This is a genomic window from Roseateles sp. P5_E11 (assembly GCF_054049355.1).
Window position 1 is genome coordinate 1 of sequence record NZ_JBFUMO010000866.1, and the last position, 1,747, is coordinate 1,747.

Below are 1,747 nucleotides of genomic sequence, written 5' to 3' on the forward strand. Positions count from 1 at the left end.
GGTGTCCCTCGACTGGACACCGCCCGGCCTCGTCGCCGGCGTGGACGAGGCCGGACGCGGGCCGCTCGCGGGTCCGGTGTTCGCGGCGGCCGTCATCCTCGACGACCTGCAGCCCATCAAGGGCCTGGCCGACTCCAAGGTGCTGACACCGGCCAAGCGCGCGCGGCTGTACGACGAGATCCGTGCCAAGGCGCTGTGCTGCTGCATCGCGCATGCGACGCACGAAGAGATCGACCGCATCAACATCCTGCAGGMCACGATGCTGGCGATGCAGCGCGCGGTGACGGGCCTGCGGCTCAAGCCAGCGCTTGTGCGCATCGACGGCAACCGGTTGCCGGTGCTGGCCGTACCGGCAGAGGCCATCGTGCAGGGCGACGCCACCGTGCAGGCCATCTCAGCTGCAAGCATCCTCGCCAAGGTGGCGCGGGACCTCTTTTGCGAGCAGATGCATGCCAGCCACCCGCAATACGGCTTCGCCGCGCACAAGGGCTATGGCACGCCGGAGCACCTGGCGGCACTGAAGGCGCACGGCGCCAGCCCTTGGCACCGCCGCAGCTTCGCGCCGGTGCGCGAGGTCTGCATTGACGTGACGATCAATCCGCTGGCATGAAGCTGGACCACATCACCTCGCGCGACAACCCGGCGCTGGTTCGGCTGCGAAAGCTGACGGCGGACGCCAATGGCTACCGCAAGACCGGCAGCGTCTGGATMGAGGGCGACCACCTGCTGCGTGCGGCCCTGCAACGCGGCTGGCAGCCGGCCCTGGTCGTGCTGACGGAAACAGCGATGCAGGAGGCTGCCCTGGCCGCGTTGGCCGAATCCGCACCGCGCGCTCTGGTCGTGCCGGTGGCGCTGTTCAAGGGCCTGAGCGGCCTGGAATCGCCGGCGCAGATCGGCGCCGAGCTGACGCTGCCCGCGGCCTCCCAGATCGACGCCAATGCCGCCAGCGTGGTGCTGGACCGCCTGCAGGACGCCGGCAACGTCGGCGCCGTCCTGCGCAGCGCTGCGGCCTTTGGCGTGCGCCAGGTGCTGGCCCTCAAAGGCACTGCGGCGCTGTGGTCGCCCAAGGTCGTGCGCGCAGGGCAGGGCGCCCATTTCGGCCTGCGCCTCGTTGAAGGCCTGGCGGCCGATGACCTCGCGGCGCTGCATGTGCCCATGATCGCGACCAGTTCCCACACCGAGCATGTGCTGCATCGCGTCGCTTTGCCCTCGCCTTGTGCCTGGGTCATGGGCCACGAAGGCCAGGGCGTGTCGCCCGAGCTGATGGCCCGCTGCGCGCTGACCGTGGGCATCCCGCAGCCAGGCGGCGAGGAGTCGCTCAATGTGGCGGCGGCGGCGGCGATCTGCTTGTACGAGAGCGAACGGCAGAAGGGCTGAGAACGCGCGGAAGCTTTGCGTTGTGCCGGGAGCCGCTGGGCTGACCCCCTTGATTGCCGCTTGCAATCGAGAATGATTCTCATTACAGTGACTTGATGCTCACTGATTCCTATCCGCCAAAGCCTGCGGCACAGCCGGGGGCTGTGATCCTGGGCAGAGGCCAGGCCCGCCAGATCGACAGCGCCACGCTGCTCGGTCCCATGGGCGAAGTCTTCATCGTGCATCAACAACAGGTCTACCGTCTGCGCATCACGTCCCAGGGCAAGTTGATCCTGACCAAATAGCCCTCGCTCGTCATACCGCGCCAGCCAGCCGTCGCCCGCCCGCGCTTCTCCCCTGGAGACTCCCGAATGGCCGACACCTGCTGCGC

The 1,747-nt window shown here is 68.5% G+C and carries 3 protein-coding genes; all 3 read left to right on the top strand.

The annotated features are described in order from the left end of the window. Nucleotide 1: 1 nt before the first annotated feature. The 3 genes from rnhB (at nucleotide 2) to hemP (ending at nucleotide 1,661) form a co-directional block, all read left to right on the top strand. Nucleotides 2-610 (top strand): ribonuclease HII, encoded by a 609-nt coding sequence (gene rnhB, locus ACXJKR_RS31535; protein ID WP_457326205.1) that lies wholly within the window; start codon nucleotides 2-4, stop codon nucleotides 608-610. Then, nucleotides 607-1,377, top strand: coding sequence for a TrmH family RNA methyltransferase (locus tag ACXJKR_RS31540; RefSeq protein ID WP_457326206.1), 771 nt, complete (start codon nucleotides 607-609; stop codon nucleotides 1,375-1,377). The genes rnhB and ACXJKR_RS31540 overlap by 4 nt, the downstream gene beginning before the upstream one ends. Nucleotides 1,378-1,520: 143 nt before the next feature. Then, nucleotides 1,521-1,661, top strand: a complete 141-nt coding sequence (gene hemP, locus ACXJKR_RS31545; RefSeq protein ID WP_457326207.1) for a hemin uptake protein HemP — start codon at nucleotides 1,521-1,523, stop codon at nucleotides 1,659-1,661. Nucleotides 1,662-1,747: the final 86 nt, after the last annotated feature.